Raw genomic sequence first — 19,769 nt, forward strand, 5'->3', positions numbered from 1 at the left:
TATTCCTGCTCATAATTTAGTTAAATATCACTACTATTAACAAGATCCTCAACTACTTTTCCCTTTTCCACAGTTAAGATTGCTTTTTTGGAGCTCTTAGGATCATTAACAACGATTTTTGATTTCATTCCTGCTTCATTCAATGTATCTGAATATTCTGTAAAGAATTTTACAAAGATCTCCCAATCATCAGTATCACCAGATTTGGCTTCATTTACTGCAAATTCTAGGCTATTATTAGCTTTTCCTCTATCTAGTTCGATAACATAAAGTTTTTTCTTTTTATCATATTTTACAGGAATATCTTTATGAAATGATTTTTCAAGGCTGGAAGCCATATAATCTTGCATATTTCTTCTCCATGTATATAAAATATAGTTTTGATTATACAGAAAAATCAAAATTAATACTAGTTAATATTTAGAATGTATATTATATAACTAATGTATTTAAAATTAGGTATAATTAACTAATTTTCGTTATCTTTGCAGGATGTTAAAATAAAATGATAGATCTGAAAGGAAGACAAATGTTTGAAAATACATCTCTTTTTAACAGTAAAAATACAAAAAGTAATTTTAAACAACCATTAGCTGATAAAATAAGACCCCAAACTTTGAAAGAGTTAGTTGGTCAGAAACATTTACTTGCCGAAGGGAAACCTCTACGTAGAATCATTGAAAAACGTATCCCTACCTCACTTATTTTGTGGGGACCGCCAGGAACGGGGAAAACTACTCTTGCCCATGTAGTAGCAAATGAGTTTCAGTATCCTTTTGAGAAATTTAATGCAAGTATTGAAAACAAAGCCCAATTAAATAAGATCCTCAATTCCCACCCTAATGAGTCCTTTGTTTTGCTTTTAGATGAAATCCACCGCTTAACTAAGCCAATCCAAGATTTTTTGCTCCCACATTTAGAAAATGGTCATGTGCTTTTGATAGGAGCAACTACAGAAAATCCTATTATGTCATTGGTACCTGCAATTAGATCACGCTGTCAGATTTTTGAATTTCATCCCTTAGAAACTAAAGAAATTGAAAAAATGATTATTCGAGCTGCAAATGAAGCTTTTGATTATGAAATCCCTCTAAATGTTGCCCACTTAATTGCCAATACTGGTAATGGGGATGTGCGTACTGCCTTAAATGTACTGGAAACCCTTTTTGCAATGTACGAAAAAGAGTTAACAACTGACCAAGTAAAAGAATTTAGTCGTCAGCAACATCTTAATTATGATAAAGATGCCACCCAGCACTATGATTATTTATCTGCGTGGAGAGATTCTATTGAAGGTTCTGATGCAGATGCTGCGTTGTACTATTTAGCTGTATTACTTGAAGCAGGAGATTTGGAATCCGTTGTACGTAGCTTAAAAGATATGAGTGCTTTAGATTTAGGCTTGGCTGACTCAGAACGAAGTATACAGGTCATTACTTTAGCAAATACTGCTTTAGAAATTGGCTTACCACGTGCCAGTACTCATGTAGCGATGGCAACTATGTTATTAGCTGTTAGCCCGCGATCTGATTCTATTATGCAAGCTTATCGTCGTGCAGCAGCTGACGCTAAAAATGCTAATCAGCATCCCATGCCTGGATATTTAAGAGATAGCCATTATAAAGGAGCCGACAAATTACGTGGAGCTGGAATTATGAAAAATATGTTTGCAGAACCTAAAAAAATTGCTAGACAACCTTACTTACCAGCTGATTTAATTGGACGGCATTATTATGAGCCTGCTCCAAATAAAAATGAACAAACTTTGTATTATCAATATCAAAAATTGTTTGAATATATTTATGGGAAGAAATTTAAGAAAAATGATAATTTGACACATTTTGAACATTTCAATCCTTATCAAGAATAATCAAATAAAGCATCTCTGATGAAACAAACTATCTAGGGATGCTTTACTTTTATCAATATTTAAAAAAGATTTTTATTCCGCATATTACCAATAATGCCAGAATCCCATTTATCACTAGAATCAAAGATCTTGACTTTGGATATTTATCTTGCAAAAACGATTCTCCTGCCCAGAAAAATAATCCCAAAATCCCGATCCAGAGAGTTTGATTATGAGTTTTGAAGAAAAGGATAAGCAAAATACTTACTCCAAAGCAAGTTACTAAACTAACTAACTGTCTATTCATGGAATTAACCTAAATTTTTGGTCATCATAATGTGAGCGATACCAGCTTCTTGGAATACTTCACCCTTTATTTTATAACCTAATGATTCATAAAACTTCTGCACATATTGTTGAGCGTGGCAAGAGAGATGGCTTGCACCCTTTTCTTCTTTAAGATATTTATGGACTGCTTCTAACATTTTCTTTCCGAGTTTTTGTCCACGAGTAGCTCTATCAACAGCAACTCGACCTAAAAACCACTTTCCTTTTTCATCTTGAAAAATTCTGCAAGTAGCAAGAGCATTCGTCTTCTCTTCATTAAGTCGATAAACATGGATAGCACTTAAATCTATATTATCTAACTCCGGAAGAGTTATTTTTTGTTCAGTTACAAATGTATTAATTCGTAATCTTTCGATACAGAACATTTCTCTTCCACTCAATTCCTCAATCGTTTTGAATTCAAAATTTTTGATTTTCATCTTCTTTTAACCCTCTTTTTAAAGCTTAGAACTATATTTTATCTCTTTTTAGACCGCCATCAAAGTTAATTTAAAATTTTAATTTTTTATTTATTAATTATTAATAAATCGTTGACAAACTTCATTTATTTAATTATTATTTTATTAAAAAATTCCTATTGAAGGGGGAAAAGAAAATGACAAAAGCAAAGCCAGAAGATTTTGATTGGAACAATTTAGGTTTTAAGTATCATGATTTACCTTACAGCTGGACTGATACCTTTAAAGATGGTCAGTGGCAAGGTGGGGAATTGACTCAAGATTCTAATATTGTTTTTAACGAAGCTGCTGAACAACTTCATTATGGTCAAGAGGTTTTTGAAGGATTAAAGGCCTATCGTCGTAAAGATGGTGGTATTAACTTATTTAGACCTGAACAAAATGCTAAAAGATTTACTAATTCGGCAAAGCGCTTAATGATGGAAGCTTATCCTGAAGATAGATTTGTAGAAGCGGTTAAACAAGTGGTTAAAGCTAACCAAGATTTTGTTCCACCTTATGGTTCAGACGGTACTTTGTACATTCGCCCCTTTATGATTGGAAGTGCACCACTAGTTGGTGTATCTCCTTCAGATACTTATACTTTTAGAATTTATGCGACACCAGTTGGCCCTTATGTTAAAGGATTACATCCAATGCCCTACAAGGTAACTGATTATGATCGTGCAGCCCATGCAGGAACTGGTCAAGCAAAAACGGCTGGAAACTACGCTGGCAGTTTATTACCAAGTATTAAAGCAAAAAAAGAAGGATTTGCGGATTGTTTATATCTGGATCCTCGTGAACATAAATATATTGATGAATTTGGTGGTGCTAACTTTTATGGAATTACTGCTGAAGGTCAATTCCAAACACCTAAATCTGATTCTATTTTACCATCCATCACTAAACGCTCATTATTAACTCTTGCACAAGATATGGGACTTAATCCAATTGAGACTAAAATTCCTTTTTCTGATGTTGAACGTTTTGTTGAAGTTGGAGCAGTTGGAACTGCTGCCGTAATTTCACCTGTTGCTTCTTTAACTTATCACAATCATAAATATAATTTCGGTAATAAAAATCAGCCTGGACCAATTACAGAAAAATTGTACAATAATTTGGTAGGTATCCAAAATGGTGATTTACCAGATAAATTTGGTTGGGTAGTTTCCGTAAGTTAGTATGAATGTTACCTCGCTATTAGGGGTTTTAATCCTATATAAAAAGCATCCCTTTGAAGGGATGCTTTTTATTATAATTCCTTTTTAGCAGCTGCTACAATTTGGTTCACATTAAGTTGATTATCTTCATATAAAGTTTCAAGTGGAGTTTGATCGCTATATTCACGAATTTGGCCAAAGTTAAGCACTTTAGTTTTACTACCAACATAACTGGCCACCTTTTGTCCAAAGCCACCATCTAAAGAATTATCTTCTAAAGTAATGATTAATTGATTCTTTTCAGCCAAATCATCTAGAGCTGTTTTATCTAAAATGTTTGCTGAAAGTGGATTTACTAAAGTTGCTCCTAATTCTGCTGCGACTTTTTGACCACGTTCATAAAAGTCCCCTAAAGCAATTACAGCAACATCATTTTTACCGGGAATAATTTGATAGTGAATAGTGCTGTAGTCTGGATCTTCAATTTTTTCGCCTTCTGGCACTGGTTTAGTTGGCATTTTAATTGCAATTGGATGCTTACGTTGCTTAATTGCCCAATCAAGCATTGCACGTTCTTCATTTAAAGTAGTAGGTGCTAAATAATTCCAATTAGGTAAATTACCGACCATTACTTGATCGAAAATTCCTAAGTGTGTTTTTGAAGCATTAGAAATTCCACCACCTGCAACCATCATTACCACTGGTAAGTCATTTGCGGCAACATCATGAGAAAGTTGATCAAAGGCACGTTGTAAGAAAGTAGAATTTTCAAATAAAACTGGGACAGCCCCCTCTTTTGCAGCTCCTGCCGCAAAAGCTACAGATTCTTGTTCAGCAATTCCAACGTCAGTGTAGTGTTCAGGGTATTCCTTTTTAATTTTTCCTAAGCCGAATACTCCTGGAATAGCTGCGTTAATCGCCATAATATTTTCGCCCTTTTTAATGTGGCGAATGACTTCATCCAAAGCAATAGAATTTGCAGTAGGCCCCTTGGGTGCTGGTACTGTAGTTTTATCGGTCTTTAAATCAAATGGAAGTACCCAATGGTGTCCAACTTCGTCGTCAATAGCTGGTTGGTAACCTTTACCTTTTAGAGTGTTAATGTGAAGGACAATTGGATGATCGACATCTTTTACAGCTTTAAATGCTTCAATCATATCCTTAATATTATTACCATCTGCTACATAACGATAATCAAATCCCATTGCTGTAAAAGGATTATCTGGAGTTTTTCCGTCAGAATTACGTAGTTTTTCAAGCATGGTAACTACTCCACCAACATTTTCATCAATTGACATTTGATTATCATTTAAAACAATGACCAAATTATGCTTCTCAATAGCTGCATTATTAAGTCCTTCAAATGCTAATCCACCAGTTATTGAACCATCCCCAATTAAGGCAGTGATATTTTCATGACCTCCCATTAAATCACGGGCTTTAGCCATTCCCGTAGCTAAACCGATTGAAGTAGAGGTATGACCTACTGCATAGTAGTCATATGGACTCTCATCTGGATTGGTATAAGGAGTGACATCTTCATAGTGATCTGGATCAAGCCAAGCTAATGCACGTCCAGTAAGCATCTTATGTGGGTAAGTTTGGTGCGAAACATCCCAAACTATTTTATCTTTAGGAGCATCAAAAACATAGTGGTAGGCAATTGTGGCTTCAACAATTCCTAAATCAGGTCCTAAGTGACCTCCTTCCACAGAGTCTTTTTCTAAAATTAAAGTTCTAATTTCTTGAGCTAGTTGGTTTAATTGTTCAATATTTAATTTTCTTAAATCTTTTGGCCCTTTAATATTATTTAAAAGATAATCTGGATGTTGATTCATAATATTTATTCCCTTCTAAACTCTACTAACTTTATACTATCACTTGGAGTTTACTCTAAGTCAAATTATTAATCTTGATTGGCATTGGATAATGATAAAAAAAGGAAAACAAGAGTATGGAACCAAATAGATTATATTCATATTACTCTTAAATATTATTGATACTGCCGATTTTTTGCTAATAAAAAACCAACTCAAAATAATGAGTTGGTCAATTATAAATTAATATTATTTATACATTAATATCCCAAAGTCTTTTCGCAAGAGCATGTAAGCAAAGTTCTACTACTCCTACCCATAGTAATGCTAACGAAACTGAAGCACAAACATCTGATGGATAGTGAGCAAGTAAGTAAACTCTAGAAATCATCACAATGATTAGCCAAAGAATAAGAATAGTATCAATCCAAAGCCGATGGGAGCGATTTTTCATAATTTTGGGAAGCAATACCATAATTATCCAAATCACCAAAACGCCCATTCCTAAAGTATGTCCACTTGGAAAGCTAAATCCATCGTCAGCTGCTAGGTGTCCTACCGGCCGGCTTCTCTGAATTAGATGTTTTACAATCCAACCTACAATATCTGCACTTACCAAAGTAATCACGATACTTGTAGCCAACGCTCTCTTATTTCTAAACCAAAGAATTACTGATAAAATTAACATCCATACCAAATCAACTACTGGTTTAGCCAAAAATGTAATCTTTTTCATTACACCATCCAAGCCACTAGCACTTCTTACTATTTCTTGGAAAAAACTATCAAATGAGTTAATCCATGCAAGATGCATAATAATTGAAATAGCAAAAATTAAAAAGATTGGTAAGCCGATGTATACAGCATATTTAAATCTTTTCATGAAATTACTCGTTTCTTTCTTTTATAAAATTAACAAGTTAATTTTATCATTTAACAAACTCCATTAAAAGATTGATTCAGCCAGGCCACAGATTAGTTATTTTTGATTTTTATATTTTTTAGATAAAATAGTATGTATAAAGACACTTTTGGAAGAGGAGTAAGTATGAAGATTTTACTTGTTATTGATGATTTTGGCTGTCAAACAAATGGCTTGTCCATTTCTACCCAGCGCTTTAAAAAAGAATTTGAAAAATTAGGTCATGAAGTTAGAATTTTAGGTAATGAAGCAAATGGAGCGGTGGATTATCCTCTTCCAGTACAAAAATTACCATTTTTTCAAAAAATCATTGATAAACAAGGTTTTCAATTAGCACGTTCTCAACGCAAGATGGTTAATAGAGCTGTGTCTTGGGCAGAGGCAGTGATTTTAGAGACACCTTTCCCTGTTTCAGCAGTTGTAGGCAAAGTAGCTGCTAAAAAGCACAAAAAGTTAGCCGCAATGTTTCATATTTATCCAGAAAATATTTTATATTCTGTCCCTTTTCTAAATTACAAATGGTCTAATCACTTATTACTTAACTTTGCTAAAAAAATTGCTTACCGTCATGTGACAGATATTTTTTGCCCAACTGAAAAAGTAGCCCACTACCTTAGAAAAAATAATTTCAAGCAAAAATTGCATGTCATCTCTAATGGCATTAGTAATACCTATTTAGTTAAGCGCCCAGAGCAAACAGACCACTGTTTTACAATCTTGTGCATCGGAAGATTTTCGCATGAGAAAAAACAGGAAGTCTTGTTACGAGCATTAAAATATCTTCCTAAAAATATTAGAGTAATTTTTGCTGGCCAAGGACCTTTAGAAAAAAATTATCGAAACTTAGCCAAACACCTACCTCAACAAATTACTTTTTCTTACTATAAACCTCAGCAATTACAAAAAATTATGCAAAAAAGTGATTTAGTAGTTCATTGTGCAGATATTGAAATTGAAGGGATGGCTTGTATGGAGGCCTTCGCAAGTGGATGTGTACCAATAATTGCTGATGCCCCACTTTCTTCAACCTCTTCTTATTCCTTGACTAAAAATAATCTTTTCCCTGCAGGTGATAGTAGAGCTCTGGCTAAAAAAATACTTTTTTGGAAAAATCATCCCAAACAACTACAAAAAATGAGCCAAGAATATCAGCAATATGCACAAACCTTATCAATTGAAAAATCTGCTAAAAAGATGCTTATTATCCTGCAGATAATGCCACCGGCAAAATAAAAGAACTTAGGGCTCTTCAAAGCTCCTAAGTTCTTTTTAAGATGGATCTTTATCCACGTCCACCTTGGAATGATGGGTAGAGGGTCATTCCTCCATCTACAAACATAGTAATTCCAGTTACGTAACTTGATTCATCACTTGCAAGCCATGCAGCAGCTGCAGCAACTTCTTCTGGATCTCCAATTCTTCCCATTGGAATCATGGAAGTAGTAATTGCCTTTTGTTCAGGATCAGCAAATTTTTCCGCATTAATTGGAGTATTGATTGCACCTGGTCCAATTGCATTAACACGAATATTTTGCTTAGCATATTCCATTGCCACTGTTTCAGTGAATAATTTTACCCCACCCTTACTTGCTGCATAGTGAGCAAATGTTGGCCATGGAATTTGTTCATGAACACTAGACATGTTAATGATGTTACCTTTCTTCTTATTATCAGTAAAGTAACGAAGTGCCATCTTAGTTCCTAAAAATACACCAGTTAAATTAACATTAATAACTTTATTCCAATCTTCTAAAGAAAGGTCCTTGGTTGGAACTTGATTTTCCATCCCTGCATTATTAACCCAAATATCTAAAGTACCAAAATTATCAACTGCAGCATCAATTAATTTTTGTGCGCCTTCTTCAGAACCAATATCAGCTTGCACAATAACTGCATCCCCACCATTTTTCTTAACGGCATCAGCAGCTTTTTGCGCACCTTCTTTATCTGAGTGATAGTTAATAACTACCTTCATTCCTTCTTTACCAAAACGTTCACTGATGGCTGTACCGATACCTTTTGACCCACCAGTAACTACAGCAACTTTGTCTTTTAATTCAGAATAAACCATGTTTTCTCTCCTTTTTTCTTATTACTTTAATTATAAAAATAACTATCTAAATAAGAAATTACTTAATTTTTATTCTAGCATAATAAAAACGAATACTCGTAAATAAAGTTTTTAGCTTTCTCAATGATTAATATACACATTTAACTTACTTTTTACAAGCAAAGATGCTTTTATTTAAAAATTAATTTAAATTATTGACTTGGAGTTAACTCCAAGTAGTAAATTATATGCAGGAGGCGAAAAATGGCTGATTTAACTATTACACAAGTAAGCAAAAAATACGATATAAAGCCTGATACTCTTCGTTACTACGAGCGAATTGGCTTATTACCTACTGTTCCACGTAAAAGTAATGGCAATCGTTATTTTAGTGAAGGGATGCAAGGTTGGATTGAAATGATAGTGTGTTTACGTCATTCTGGTGTTCCAATTGAAAAATTAATTGACTATGCAGACATGTTACGTGCTGGGGATGAGACTTTGCAAGCGCGTGAGGAATTGCTAAAAGAACAGCTCATAGAACTAGAAAATAAAAAGAATGACCTTAATCGTTCAATTAAGCGCTTAAAGCATAAAATTTCACTGTATGAATCTGGTGAAATTAAGCAGAATAAAAGCTATTTTGAAGAATATAAAATATTAGATGATTAGGAGAAAATGATGATCAAAAATAAAATTGTTTTAGGAACTTGGGCATGGGGAGATAATAATAGTTATTTTGGAAATAGCTATGATGAAAACCACTTTAGACTTGTTTATGAAGCAGCAATTTCTAAAAATTTAACATTTTTTGATACAGCTACTGCCTATGGTAGTGGAAGATCTGAAGAAATTTTAGGTAATTTGATAGCAAATACACCACGTAGTGAATTAACTATTTCTACCAAATTCACCCCGCAAATGGCACCGAAGACAGATAATCCAGTCCAAACAATGTTAGATGAAAGTTTGAAACGCTTAAAAACTGATTATATTGATTATTACTGGATTCATAATGATGCAGATGTAGAAAAATGGACCCATGATCTTTTACCAGTTTTAAAAGAAGGAAAAATTAAACATGTCGGTGTTTCCAATCATACTCTAAGTGAAATTAAACGTGTACAAGAGATTTTAGCAGAAGAAGGTTTTAAATTAGCTACTGTCCAAAATCATTTGAGTTTATTAGATCGTAGTTCAGAAACAGCCGGTATTCTAGACTACTGCAAAGAAAATAATTTAGAATTTTTTGCATATATGGTTTTAGAACAAGGAGCACTAACTGGTAAGTATAATGTAAATAATCCCTTTCCCGCTGGTAGTGTACGCGCACAAGTTTATAATGATAAATTGCCTGAGTTAACTGACCTAGTAACTAAATTAGAAGAAATTGGTAAAAACTATGATTTATCTGCAGCACAAACTGCAATGGCCTGGGCCTTATCTAAAGATACCTTTCCAATTATTGGTGTAACCAAGGTTAACCAAGTTGAAGATGCAGCTCAAGTTGCTGCTACTCGGTTAACTAAAAGTGAAATTCAAGAATTAGAAGATGTTGCTGAAAAAATCAATGTTAATACTACCGGTAGTTGGGAACCGGATATGGACAAGTAAAAGGAGAAAGTATGAGTTGGACAAGAGAAATAATTAATAAAATTAACCAAAGTACTACCATTCAAAACCAACCTTTTGATGAAAACAAAACGCCTTTACAAGACATTCCTCTCTGGGTTGTTACAATTAATAACCATATTTATTTACGAGCAGGAAAAGGTAAAGAAAGCAAATGGTATCAAGCAGGCATTAAAAATGGTGGTCAAATCAAAGTAGATGGGCAAATTTTTAAGATTAATTACCGCCCTGTGACTGATAAAGCCGAGGAACAAAATGTAACTAAAGCATATCTAGAAAAGTATCATGGTCAATATCCAATTGATATGATGATCTCCCCTACTTGTGCTAATGCAACAGTAGAGCTAATTCAACGATAGAAAATAGAAACTTATTTCTAAAAAGTTAGAGATAAGTTTTTTAAAAAATTAACTTGTTGCAAATAAAAATACATGTGCTATTATAATACATGTAAGTTTATTACTAACAAGATAAAGGAGATAATATTATGAAATATGCTGTAACTGCTGCAACCGGACGTTTTGGTCAAAATGCCGTTAAAGAACTAAGTAAAATCATTGGTAAAGAAAATGTTATCCTCATTAACCGTAACGTAGAAAAAGCTAAAAAACTTTTCCCCGGCTATGAAGTTAGAGAAGGTAATTATGATGAACCTATTTCAATGGAAAATGCTTTCCAAGGAGTAGATAAAGTCTTATTTATCTCTTCTCAACCAGGTGGAAAAGTTAGTCGCGCCCAAGCACAAAAAAATGTAGTTAATGCTTTAAAGAAAGCTAACGTAAAGTTTGTAGCTTATACTAGCTTCCCTCATGCTCAAACTTCAAAAAGTGCGTTAGCTAATGACCACCGTCTAACTGAAAATGCAATTAAAGAAGCTGGAATTGCTCATGCCTTTCTTCGTAACAACTGGTATTTAGAAAATGAAGCTAGTTTTTTACAAATGGGAAAAAATGGTCAAGATCCTCTTTATTGGACAAACAATAATGCAGGTTGGGCTCTTGAAAATGATTATTCAGAAGCAGCCGCAAAAGTATTAGCTAGTGAAAATGCAAAAGAGATTTATGAATTTGCTGGCCCAAGTCGATCCTATGAAGAATTGGGAAAGGCTTTAAAAGAAGCTATTGGAAATGATATTGAAGCTAAACAAGTTTCTAAAGATGAATACATTAAATTCCTTGAAGGTACGGGCTTAGATAGCAACCTTGCTAAGATGTTTGCTTCTTTTGAAGATCCAATTGACGATGGATCTCTTAATGAGGAAACAAATGATTTGGCTCAAGCCTTAAATCGTCCCGTTACCCCACTCGTTGAGGCAATTAAGATTATTCTTGATAAATAATAAAAATAATAGTTAAATAAGATTATGAAGTATTCTTATAAACTAAGTGACGCAATTCACTTACTCAGTTATCTCGAAATCTATAAAGACGGTGATCTTTCTAGCAAGGCAATTGCTAGAAGTATCGAATCAAATCCAACTTTAGTACGTCAATTAATGTCTGACTTACGCAATGCTGGAATAATTGCTACCCAAAAGGGCAAAGCTGGTGCCAAACTTTTAAAATCTCCAAAAGATATCAATATTTACGATATTTATTGTGCAATCAACATGGATCATAATTTGCTTCACGTTGATCCTAAAACTAACCCAGCTTGTGTTGTTGGCAGTAATATCCAAGATACTTTAAACGAATCTTATCAAGAAATAGAAATTGCTGCTTTTAATAAAATGAAGCAGATAAGTTTATCTGATATAATCGCAAATATCTTAGCTAAACAAGCGCAACGCTAAATAATAAAAGCATCCCTTAGTTGATAGGGATGCTTTTATTATTTAGCTGGCTTTATTTCTAAAATTTGTTTAATGGAAATTAAACTTTCCTGGCCGTTTTTATCAGTTACAAGTAAGAATTGGTTCAACTTATTAAGTTCAAGACCTTTTTGGAAAAAGTTAATTGCTTCACCATAATTTTGAAATTGAGTACTAGTATAGCTTCCCGTTTCGCAAATTAATTTAACTGTGAAGTTTGAATTATCTTCTCCATGTAATTCTTTATTTTCTTTAGCAACTGCATCTTGTTTTACAACTTTATCTTCTTCACTAATTGGTTTATGGTCTTCTAAGCTACTTTTCTCTTTGCTAGCAATAGAAATGGGAGCAGTAAGCTTAGGTAATAAACTTTCTTGATTCTTTTCTTTTTCTGCTAGTTGATCTTTAGGAGCAGCTTGTTCCTTAGCTCCGGCCAAAAATTCCTGCTCAATTTCCATTTCACTAAGTTCTGATTTTTGTTTAGCTTTCGGAATTGCAGAAATTTTTTCTTTAACTTGATGAGAATAATTATTTTTAGTAGCTTTAACTCGCTCAAGAGCACTTTGAGCTTTGACCCCCTTGTACTTAAGGTGATTCTCTACTTCTTCTAAAACATCAGGTTTATAATACCGATGTTCGTTATCTTGGAGATCAATAATTGAATATAACACATCCCCACTATTAGGGTACTTTGTTTCTAAAAAATCTTGTACCTTGCTTCTACTTAAATGGAGTTTTCTAGCAATTTCTGAAACTGTAAGTCCATAAATCTTATCAAAATCTTCTTCATCAATTTCTGCATCTTCTCCATTACTGATTTGTTGCCAATGCAAATATTTCCCCACTAAGTCATAATCTTGGGTTGGCCCATAATAAAAAGTTTTCATAATCCAACCAGCTAGTAACTGTTTATTGCGTGGAAGCTTATAATTTGAATGAGAACTTAAGCGCTTAATTTTATGTAGGTCTTCAATTTTTATATTATCAAAATCATTTCCGCTATATGTAAAACTTAGCTTATCCCCTTTATATAGCGTACCTAGTCTACGTAACTCTTCATTATATTCAAGAATTCGTCGGGCACAAACTATTCTTCCAATGGAGTTTTCTATTTTTTCAAAAACAAGCTTGGGGATTGCTTCGCCATTTTCTTCATACACTCGTAAATCATAAATCGTTCCTGTATAAACTCGTTCAGTTGGATTTTGATTAATAAGTGAATCCGACTCACTTTCTTGCAAGCGCTCAAAGTAATGTTGGTAGCGACTAGGTTGATAGGTGGCTAAGACGTGCCCATGTTCTCGATTAGCAAAAAAGCGAATATCATTAGTAGACTGGTAGTTCTCAATCGTGGTATCTGGAACACCACTATTGTCCAGCTTTAATACCCAATCATCCCCATGATCGTAATTACTAATAATTGTTTGAGAATTTTTATTAGTAAAATTAGTATGAGAAGTTGTCACCCCACCTGCATGAATAATTGTGGAACCTAAGCCAAATTTTTCAACTGTTCCCTTATTACCTGAATACTGCATGATGCGACTAGATGCTTGAATGACGTCCCCAATACCCAAGGTAAGCTTGGATCCACTCATTAGATAACGAATATTATTAACATTTAGCCAAATGTGATGATCTAATAATTCTTTTTTACCTGAGTTTTTGTCATAGTAGCAAAACTTATCGATTAATACTTTTCCATCTAATTTCGTTGAATCATTTCCTGTGGGCATAGAAATATCAGCGATAATTCCTGTCCAATCAAACCATTCTCTTAGATAGTAATAGTATTTAATTAAACTATGGTCGGAGGCACTATATCGAAATTTATTTAGGTATTTTTTAGCAGTTAACCGTCGAATTTTATTAAGCTCATGTGTTTCACCGTTCTTTTTAATATCTTCCTTTTTAGCAATTGGAATACGAGTATCATAATCACTTATCTCTTCTTCATCGGACGCGACAACTTTTTTCTTAAATGAGATTTTTGTTTTACTTTTTTGATGTAATAATTTCTTTAATTTCTTTTTATTAACCATAATTCTATCTTTCTCTATAAAAATAAATAAAGTTCTATGTCTTAAGTATAATCTTAAAAAAGACGATATGATATAGTTTCAAAAAATAAAACTCCAAAATTATTTAAAATCCTGGAGTTTTATTTTTTTATCTCTTAAAATTCTATTGACATTGGCTTTAAATGATTATCGTGACAAGCAAACACACCTTTACAGTTAGTTTTTTGGCTTTGCTCTTTAATCCATTGCAAAGATTTCTTTTGCCAGTCTTTATTCATTGAAATTCCAGAAGTGATCATCTTTTTCCAAGAGTGTTCACTATACCCACCATCCCCAACGTAGAGCACAAATTGTTTAGTTTGAGGATTAGTAATCTTAGTGGCTACTTGCCCGGCGGTATGACCTGGAATATTAATTAACTCTACTGTCTTATCTCCAAACACATCATACGACTGCTTAAATGGGCCTTCAGTATCATTCCATTGGTAAAAATCTATATTATCTAGATCTGACCACCACTTTTTATAAAAACGAATCCTATGTTTGCGAGCATATTCGTATTCTTGCTTTGAAACAAGTACTCGCTTAGCATTCTTAAATTGATCTAACCCATTAGCATGATCACAATCAAGGTGAGAAATTATTACAGCTTGAATATCTTTAGGAGAAATTCCTTTTTGAGCTAGCTGCTCAGAAGCAGTTTTCCCGTAAGGTACCACTCCTTGATTAACGTGATATAAAATTCGAGAACCTAAGGATTTAATTTGTGCTTTTTTATCAAATTCACCATTTGGACTCATTGATCTACTCCATCCTGTATCTAGTAAAAGTAAGCCATGAGGAGATTCAATTAAAAAGACCGAAACTGGAAGCCAAATTTTGGGTGAACGTCTTAAGGAAAATCCAGATGCTTTTGCCAAACTTGCATGGTCGCCTCCAAAAGCTAATTCTGGTTCAATTCTAACTTTGCCCGTGTGAAATAAGTGTAATTTATAGTTATTCATATAATCAACTCCTTAATTAATGTTGTCTACATTATAAACAGGAATTAACAAAGGGCCCAGGACACTTTTCAATTAAGTGTCTAGTTTTCTAGAAAATTCATTACCTGAGCAATTTCTTGGTAGATATCTGTACGCGAAATTACAGAATGATTTTTTACATAGTAAATATAGGAATTTAAGGTTGCACTAGCAATTATTTCAAAATTAAAATCTTGTTTTGGAGTAACTTTTCCTTTTCCTAATCTGATCCAAAACTGCCTTTTTAAAGCTATTTTCCATTTTTCAGCTAGTTGGATATCATAATTGTTGATTAAAAAAGCTTCAATGAAATCCAGATTTCTATCAATAAAATCGAGGATTTTTGAAAAGTATTCAAAATCTTCTCCCCTTTTGCGTTGAGAATTTGTTAATTCTTTGTCTAAATCAATTAACTTTTGCAACCAACTATTTCTGACTTCTTCTAATAATTCTTCTACTGAAGAGTAATAGAGATAAAAAGTACTTCCAGATATTTTTGCAGTTTTACATAATCTAGATACTGTTAATTTATCCTTTTTATTCTGTGTCAAAAATTTAACTACTACATGATGTAGTTCTTGTTGGGCTTTTGTAGAAGTTGGAGGTAGATTTAAATCCAAACTATAACTATAATTTTTCATATTTTATCTCATGCTGCACTGTATCATATGGTGTTGTGCTCTATGGTACTCACTTATTTAATTAAAAGTTTATTTTACAGTAAAATTATGCCCCATAAATAAAAAATCTGAGACTTCCTTTTGAAGCTTCAGATTTAAATTTAACTTTCTGCGCTCTTTTGTAGACCTTCAATTCTTTTATCTAGCAGTGGCTGGTCTGCAAATAATCCTTAATACCATTTTGAAATAGTAATAGTACTTGAATTAAAGTATAAACTTTCTAAAACTAAGTTTGGGAGCGTCTTTTGTTCTTTGTTTCTTTTTAATAATAAATTAACTAACATTAATTAATTAAAGTAATTAGTTCCTTTAATTGCTCAGAAGAAAGAGAACTATTACCCATATAACGATGATAGATTTCTTCATCTGTAAGGCCTTGTGATTTTAAATATTTGATTTTTTTAGATAATGCTAATGTATCTACCGCCCCTTGCTTAATTCCCTTTTGTTCACCATATTGTTCCCGTTCTAGTAATCTAGTTTCGTATTCCATAATTGCTCTCCTTTTCTTCGGATCATTATTAATTTGTGCTATTTTCTCTAAAGCATAGTCGATATACTTATTTGAAAAGTCACTTTTCCCTTGCATCAGTTTGATAATACTTAATAGCTTGGAATTATTTTCAACATAAGTAGCTGCCCCATTAACAATTATCTTTGTTGAAGCAGTATCTAGCTGTAATCCTTTATTTGAATCTTCATATTCATGAAAAGTATAAATTGCTTTTCCTTGATTAAAGTAATCAAACATACATAGAAATATAATGTAAGTTTTCTTAAGCTCATTATACGTACTACCAGAATCTAATGCAAAAGTATCCATTCGAGATTGGTAATATCGCATCCGTTTGCCTAAGTTATACTCATTAGCATTTTGCATCTCAATATCAAAGAGGTCGCCATCATTATTTTTGACCAAAATATCAAGCCTAACACCTTTTTCCTTAGCATCAGTCCCCTTGAATTCTTTTTGAGACTCAATACTGATAATTTCAAAATCATACAATGTGGGAATTGTTGCTTGAATAACATATTTACAAAATTTCTTATTTTTCATAACTTCACCAAAAACTAAGTCTTGGCTGAAGCCAAACCATTTTTTCTGCTCCATATTTTCTCCTAATGATTATTTTTGATGGGGTAGTTTTTTTGCCACCATTATTACTTAATCCATTTTTAGGAGTTTATTTTTAAGGCGTATAAAATTACATTATTTTATAAAATGTTTCCAAGTCAATAAATTCAAATATTGTACTTTATATAACTTTACATAATAATTTAATTGTCAATATAAGTTATTTTTGAAGGTATGCTTGATAATTTCTCGTTTTTTTTTGTGTATGCCTTTTTATTTTTTTTGATTTTTGTTAAAGTAACACATTTATATTATTTTTTATAAAAAAATAAATAGGTAATTTCCTTTGAAAATACCCATTATTTCTACTTATTAACTTTTAAATTTTCTCCAATATTTGGCTAAATATTCTGTCGTTAAGCTTTGTGGTGATTTAATTAAATCTTGTGTTAACCCAGCAGCAACAATTTTTCCGCCATTTTCTCCCCCACGCGGGCCCATATCTAAGATATAATCACTATTTGCAATTAAGTTAAGATCATGAGAAATAGTAATGATTGTTGCACCTTGGTCAAGTAAACGTTGCATTACCTCCACTAACACCTTTACATCTAATGGATGAAGTCCAATTGTTGGTTCATCAAAAACAAACAAAGTATTCTCTTCTTTTTTGCTTAAATGAGTCACTAATTTTAAACGCTGGGCTTCTCCACCAGATAATGCTGGCGTACTCTCACCTAAATGCAAGTAACCTAAACCAACTTCTTGAAGTAATTTTAATTCACGTTCAATCTTAGGGACATCTTTAAAAATAGTCAGTGCTTCATTAACATCTAAATTTAAAATATCTACAATAGAATAGCCCTGCCACTTTACTTCTTGTATTTGTTCATTATAGCGCTTGCCTTGACAGGTTGGACAAGTTTGTTGCATATCGGGTAAAAATTGAATATCTAAAGTTACAATTCCAGTTCCACCACACGTCACACATGCCCCTTCCTTATTATAAGAAAAATAGCTTGGAGTATAGTGCCGTTCTTTAGACAATGGTTGCTTAGCAAAAAGTTTACGTAAATTATCCATAATTGAAGTATAGGTAGCCACTGTTGAACGTGTACTTTTCCCAATCGGACTTGCATCTACACTTACAACTTTCTTAATAGAAGAGGAAAAATTACTTACTTGCTGAGGGAAACTTTGTCTATCTTTTGCCTGAATTGCTGGAACCAAAGAATCCAAAATTAAACTGGTTTTTCCTGCTCCTGAAAAGCCAGTGACAGCTGTCAATTGGTTAATAGGAATTTCTGTTTTAACATCCTTTAAGTTAAAATAATCATTTACTTCAAATTTTATTTTATCTTCGTTAATTTTTTGCGCAGGTTTACGTACTAAAAGATTTCCTTGCCCAGTAAGATAAGGAGCAATTAACGACTGTGAATTATTGGCAATTTCTTTTGGTGTCCCCTGAGCAATTAGCCTCCCTCCTTCTTGTCCGGAGCCTGGTCCAATTTCGATTATTTCATCTGCTGCAGCTACAATATCAACATTATGATCAACTACCACTAAGGAGTTACCTTGAGCAACAATTTTTTTCATTACCTTAATTAAACCATCAACATTAGCTGGATGAAGTCCAATGGAGGGTTCATCTAACACATAAAGCACACCCGTGGTTTCTGTGCGCAAGGTTCTTGCTAATTGAATTCTTTGTAGTTCTCCTGTCGACAATGTATTACCAGGACGAGCCATAGTTAAATAATCTAGGCCTAGATCAAGTAAGGGCTGCAAATTATTGATAAACTCTGTTATCAGTTCATTTGCCATTTCATGCATTTCTGCTGGTAAGTTTGTTAAAACTTCATTACTCCACGCAGGAAGTTTACCTAAGGGCATATTTTCTACTTCGAAAATATTTTTTCCATTTACTTTTTGTTTTAATAATTCAGGCTTTAAGCGTGATCCATGACAAACTTCACAGGTTGAATAAGTAAAAAATTCAGAAATTCTCTTTTGGGCCCTTTCACTCTTACTACTTTGTGCCGACTTTAAAACTGCTTGATGGGCATTTTCATAAAGAGCATTAAAATCGTGAAATACTCGTCCAGTTCCAGAAAGAAAATCCATTTTATACTTTTTCTCGGGCCCACTTAAAACAAAATCTTTTTCTTTTGCAGTTAACTCTTTAAAGGGCACATTAATTCTTACACCTGCAAATTCTGCAACATTGGGCATAAAATTTCTTCCTGGAAGCGACCAGGAGGCAACAGCTCCTTCTTTGATAGTTAAATTCTCATCCGGAATTAGTTTGCTTTCATCAAGTGTTCGTACTTTTCCAGTACCCTCACAATTTTGACAGGCTCCATCTGAATTAAAAGCAAAATCTTCGGCACTAGGTACATAGAATTTTACATTACAAATTGAACAAGTAATTTCGCCCATTTCACTTCCTGTTTTACTCATTGCTTGCGCAATTGCTAAACTTGGTTTTAATTGATGTCCATTGGGGCATACTGGGCTTCCCAATCTAGAAAAAATCAATCGTAAGACATTATAGGTCTCTGTTGTTGTCCCAACTGTTGCACGTTCATTAGGAACACTAGGACGTTGTCGCAAAGCAAGTGCTGAGGGAATATGCTTGATACTGTCAACTGCCGCATTGGTTCCCTGTTTAATTCGTCTCCGCATGTAAGTAGAAAGAGCATCTAAATATCTTTTCGACCCTTCTTCATAAAGAGTTCCCATTGCTAAAGATGATTTCCCAGATCCTGACAAACCAGAAATCGCTATAAATTTATGTAACGGAATATCTACATTAACATTTTTTAAGTTGTGTAGATGCGCACCACGCACTTCAATATTATTAGGTAACTCTACCTTTGTCTTCATCACTTAACCCTCTAACTTTTCAAAATCTATTTTAATTTTAGTCCATGAGTTCTCAAA

18 protein-coding genes are annotated in these 19,769 nt (G+C 33.3%); 8 read left to right on the forward strand and 10 right to left on the reverse strand.

Features of this window, described 5'->3' with window-relative positions:
- Positions 1–20: 20 nt before the first annotated feature.
- Positions 21–350, reverse strand: a complete 330-nt coding sequence (locus tag FP435_RS04035) for a hypothetical protein (RefSeq protein ID WP_265484565.1) — start codon at positions 348–350, stop codon at positions 21–23.
- Positions 351–529: 179 nt separating this feature from the next.
- Here FP435_RS04035 and FP435_RS04040 point away from each other — a divergent pair, with 179 nt between their 5' ends.
- Complete coding sequence (locus FP435_RS04040) at positions 530–1,870, forward strand: replication-associated recombination protein A (RefSeq protein WP_265484637.1); 1,341 nt, start codon at positions 530–532, stop codon at positions 1,868–1,870.
- 290 nt (positions 1,871–2,160) lie between these two features.
- Here FP435_RS04040 and FP435_RS04045 read toward each other — a convergent pair whose 3' ends face one another.
- Complete coding sequence (locus FP435_RS04045) at positions 2,161–2,616, reverse strand: GNAT family N-acetyltransferase (protein ID WP_265484566.1); 456 nt, start codon at positions 2,614–2,616, stop codon at positions 2,161–2,163.
- 176 nt (positions 2,617–2,792) lie between these two features.
- Here FP435_RS04045 and FP435_RS04050 point away from each other — a divergent pair, with 176 nt between their 5' ends.
- Positions 2,793–3,818: a branched-chain amino acid aminotransferase gene (locus tag FP435_RS04050; RefSeq protein ID WP_265484567.1), complete on the forward strand. Its 1,026-nt coding sequence runs from the start codon at positions 2,793–2,795 to the stop codon at positions 3,816–3,818.
- Positions 3,819–3,889: 71 nt separating this feature from the next.
- Here FP435_RS04050 and FP435_RS04055 read toward each other — a convergent pair whose 3' ends face one another.
- Together FP435_RS04055 and FP435_RS04060 are read right to left on the reverse strand one after the other, a co-directional pair.
- A complete protein-coding gene (locus tag FP435_RS04055) occupies positions 3,890–5,635 on the reverse strand; it encodes a 1-deoxy-D-xylulose-5-phosphate synthase (protein ID WP_265484568.1) in 1,746 nt (581 codons plus the stop codon).
- A 232-nt stretch (positions 5,636–5,867) separates the two neighbouring features.
- Complete coding sequence (locus FP435_RS04060; protein WP_265484569.1) at positions 5,868–6,497, reverse strand: phosphatase PAP2 family protein; 630 nt, start codon at positions 6,495–6,497, stop codon at positions 5,868–5,870.
- 165 nt (positions 6,498–6,662) lie between these two features.
- On the opposite strand from FP435_RS04060, the gene FP435_RS04065 reads away from it, so the two are divergent.
- Positions 6,663–7,769 (forward strand): glycosyltransferase, encoded by a 1,107-nt coding sequence (locus tag FP435_RS04065; RefSeq protein WP_265484570.1) that lies wholly within the window; start codon positions 6,663–6,665, stop codon positions 7,767–7,769.
- A 49-nt stretch (positions 7,770–7,818) separates the two neighbouring features.
- On the opposite strand, the gene FP435_RS04070 is transcribed toward FP435_RS04065, so the two are convergent.
- Entirely contained in the window at positions 7,819–8,607 is a 789-nt protein-coding gene (locus FP435_RS04070) for an SDR family oxidoreductase (protein ID WP_265484571.1), read from the reverse strand.
- A gap of 243 nt (positions 8,608–8,850) precedes the next feature.
- Here FP435_RS04070 and FP435_RS04075 point away from each other — a divergent pair, with 243 nt between their 5' ends.
- The 5 genes from FP435_RS04075 to FP435_RS04095 all read left to right on the forward strand — a co-directional run bounded on the left by FP435_RS04075 (position 8,851) and on the right by FP435_RS04095 (position 12,010).
- Positions 8,851–9,258, forward strand: a complete 408-nt coding sequence (locus tag FP435_RS04075; protein ID WP_265484572.1) for a MerR family transcriptional regulator — start codon at positions 8,851–8,853, stop codon at positions 9,256–9,258.
- Positions 9,259–9,264: 6 nt separating this feature from the next.
- Positions 9,265–10,200: an aldo/keto reductase gene (locus FP435_RS04080; protein ID WP_265484573.1), complete on the forward strand. Its 936-nt coding sequence runs from the start codon at positions 9,265–9,267 to the stop codon at positions 10,198–10,200.
- An 11-nt stretch (positions 10,201–10,211) separates the two neighbouring features.
- On the forward strand, positions 10,212–10,577 hold the full coding sequence (locus FP435_RS04085; RefSeq protein WP_265484574.1) for a DUF2255 family protein: 366 nt from the start codon (positions 10,212–10,214) through the stop codon (positions 10,575–10,577).
- Positions 10,578–10,705: 128 nt separating this feature from the next.
- Positions 10,706–11,557: an SDR family oxidoreductase gene (locus tag FP435_RS04090; protein WP_265484575.1), complete on the forward strand. Its 852-nt coding sequence runs from the start codon at positions 10,706–10,708 to the stop codon at positions 11,555–11,557.
- A 24-nt stretch (positions 11,558–11,581) separates the two neighbouring features.
- Positions 11,582–12,010: an Rrf2 family transcriptional regulator gene (locus FP435_RS04095; RefSeq protein WP_265484576.1), complete on the forward strand. Its 429-nt coding sequence runs from the start codon at positions 11,582–11,584 to the stop codon at positions 12,008–12,010.
- A 38-nt stretch (positions 12,011–12,048) separates the two neighbouring features.
- Here FP435_RS04095 and FP435_RS04100 read toward each other — a convergent pair whose 3' ends face one another.
- The 5 genes from FP435_RS04100 to FP435_RS04120 all read right to left on the reverse strand — a co-directional run bounded on the left by FP435_RS04100 (position 12,049) and on the right by FP435_RS04120 (position 19,712).
- Positions 12,049–14,070 carry a hypothetical protein gene (locus FP435_RS04100; protein WP_265484577.1) on the reverse strand — a complete coding sequence of 674 codons (2,022 nt, stop codon included), beginning with the start codon at positions 14,068–14,070 and terminating at the stop codon, positions 12,049–12,051.
- Between the two features lie 134 nt (positions 14,071–14,204).
- The gene (locus FP435_RS04105) at positions 14,205–15,053 is read right to left on the reverse strand and encodes an N-acyl homoserine lactonase family protein (RefSeq protein ID WP_265484578.1); all 849 of its coding nucleotides are present in this window, start codon (positions 15,051–15,053) and stop codon (positions 14,205–14,207) included.
- Between the two features lie 80 nt (positions 15,054–15,133).
- Positions 15,134–15,712 (reverse strand): TetR/AcrR family transcriptional regulator, encoded by a 579-nt coding sequence (locus FP435_RS04110; RefSeq protein WP_265484579.1) that lies wholly within the window; start codon positions 15,710–15,712, stop codon positions 15,134–15,136.
- Positions 15,713–16,034: 322 nt separating this feature from the next.
- On the reverse strand, positions 16,035–16,862 hold the full coding sequence (locus tag FP435_RS04115) for an Rpn family recombination-promoting nuclease/putative transposase (protein ID WP_265484580.1): 828 nt from the start codon (positions 16,860–16,862) through the stop codon (positions 16,035–16,037).
- A gap of 336 nt (positions 16,863–17,198) precedes the next feature.
- Positions 17,199–19,712 carry an excinuclease ABC subunit UvrA gene (locus FP435_RS04120; protein WP_265484581.1) on the reverse strand — a complete coding sequence of 838 codons (2,514 nt, stop codon included), beginning with the start codon at positions 19,710–19,712 and terminating at the stop codon, positions 17,199–17,201.
- Between the last annotated feature and the right edge of the window lie 57 nt (positions 19,713–19,769).

The sequence above is a fragment of the Lactobacillus sp. PV037 genome (genome assembly GCF_014522345.1).
Lineage (GTDB): Bacteria > Bacillota > Bacilli > Lactobacillales > Lactobacillaceae > Lactobacillus.